The sequence below is a fragment of the Bacillota bacterium genome, assembly GCA_040754675.1.
In the GTDB taxonomy this organism is placed as follows: Bacteria; Bacillota; Limnochordia; order Limnochordales; family Geochordaceae; genus Geochorda.
The window spans coordinates 1-2,237 of record JBFMCJ010000633.1; the positions used below are offsets into that span (position 1 = coordinate 1).

The 2,237-nt window shown below is 63.0% G+C and carries 1 protein-coding gene; it reads left to right on the forward strand.

Going from position 1 to position 2,237, the window contains the following annotated elements; all coding sequences use genetic code 11:
* Nucleotides 1-172: 172 nt before the first annotated feature.
* Nucleotides 173-2,237, forward strand: a 2,065-nt coding sequence (locus AB1609_21850; protein MEW6049079.1) for a hypothetical protein, incomplete at its 3' end; no start/stop codon positions are given.

Genomic DNA, 2,237 nt, shown 5'->3' on the forward strand with positions numbered 1-2,237 from the left:
ATCCCTCCTCAGCTTGTGGAAGCTGGTCGGCGAGAGAGTGAAACGATGGCTAGCGGATATCACAGAGGCCGAAAAGCGGCAGCAAGCGGCCGTGGAAGCACGGGTCCAGTTAGTCGACCTTACCGCAAGGATAGAAGAAGTGACCCAAGCCATTAAGAAAAGGGAAGAGTGCTTGGGGAAAGCGACAGCGGATTTGCTCAACTTGGGCATCGCCGCGCCTCCGGCAGACGCGGACGGGGACTGGACGCTAGAGGAGTTGCGCGAGTCGGTCCGGGCACGGACGGAAGAGGCAACTGCTGGACTGAGACGAGCAAGGACGGAACTGGCCGCCCGCATGGGTTCGGAGGTGACGGCCGAGGCGGTCCACGAGTATAAGCAGAGGATTGAAGAGAGGTTGAAGGCCGCCAGAGAACGCCGGGCGGGGATCATGGAGGCCGCCGGCGTGAGCCCGGCCCATCCCCACGTCGACAGGCCCACCGAGCGGTTCCTGACGTACGGCGGGCAATGGGCGGACAGGTTTGTCGTGGCAACTGTTGCGCTGCTGACAACCACGCTGCACGCCGGGGAACCCAGGGCGCCTGCCGATTGGCCCCGGTCCTACCGTTATCAGCGCGTTTACGCCGAATTTCAAAGCTGGTGGGCAAACGAGGGACGGGACCTCTGCGCCGAACGGGTCCGGCGCCTTCCCAGTCTCCGCTTGGTGGCCTGGAAAGAAGGCGGAGAGTGGGCCTTGGGGATTAAGATCCCCGAGACCCTCCTCAGTCAGCCCCAACTGGAAGTTAGGCAGGGTGAGTCCGAGCTCGCGCCAGCACCGCGCGAGGGATGCTGGTATCTCAACAACCTATCCGACGAAGTGGTAGCCAGCGGCTCGGATTACGAGGAGGGAATCAAGCTAAGTGTCAGCCGTTACCGCTACCGCGATATGCCCCTTGTGGTGTGCCAGGGGTGGGAAGGTGACAGAAGGCTCCTGCCCGCGGTAAGACGGACGGGGAGGACCAGAAGATTGCTCCTCTTCTTCCCAGCCACATGGCAACTGAGCAAGCCACACTGGCCCGTGGACCCGGTGCGAAGGCCCCGGGGGTATCAGGTATGCTATGTCGATCTGGCGGAAACAGGCGTTATCCCGTTCGTTGACGCACAGGGCCTTCCGGTCACGCTGGACCTCAGTGGTGGCGCACGGTTCGAATTGGCTGGGAATGTCCTGCCCATCGACCGCGATCACGATCAGGGCCCCCTCTTCACAGGCGAACCGCCGAGATTGCGGTGCCTCCAGGAGGAATTGCTCGGCGAAGTGGCCTGGGCAGAACTGGCGCCGGGAGGCATACAAGTGCGTCCTTCCCCGGAGTGGCTGTCCACGGGCGTCACGATCGCTTTGCCCGAGCCCAGCGGCTGCTTCGAGGTAGCGGTGTACGACCGACAAGGCGTCGAAATGGAGAGGCTGCCGTTCCGCTATGCCGCCCACCTGCGAGGCGTCAGCCTCCACCCGGATCCCGTTCCGGTTTTCCCCGAGCCCGAAGGCCACCCCAGGCTGAGCGTACACTTCGATGCCTGCCCCGGTTGCAGTGTCGAACTGAAGGAGCCCCGGGCCGAATCAAGAGATGCTCCCGCTGCCGCAGCGAAAGAGGGGGCGTTCATCCCCATGCAACCTAGTTGGGATCGGACTGTGTGGGAACTGTGCAGTGAGGGCGGCAGGCCCGTTCCCCTTGAATTAGTGCTCCAGCGCGTTTGGTGGGCAGCGGGAGAGTGCGGTCATGCCCCCTCGGAGTGGACCGATCGCATCATCACCGTTGCCCCGGATTGGGTGAGAGCGGCTTCCGAGAAGGCCCTATGGCTGCGGTGCGAACCAAGCACGGTTCGGCCTGAGCTGAGGGCCGGTTTCGGAGATGCCTTGAGGTCATATCGACTGGACAGGACAGGAGTTGTGGAGATACCGCTCAGGGAATACTGCGATCTCATTGCCGCCGCGCAAGACCGGGAGCACGTGTTCCGGGTGTGCATCCAGGGGCGAGATGGAGCGGAGGCCGCCGGCCAAATCGCTCTGTACAAGCCCCCCGTCCTCGCTGAACGGTGCTTCTTTTGCATCAGGCACACCGCGGACCTACCAGCAGAAGAGTTGACGAAGTCCTGCGCCACCTGCGACTTCTGCCAACAGTACGGGGAGGAGGTACTCTGCAGTGCTGGCCAGTGGAGGGAAACGCGGCTGACCAGAAGAGAGTTCGACCGACTCATGGCGACTA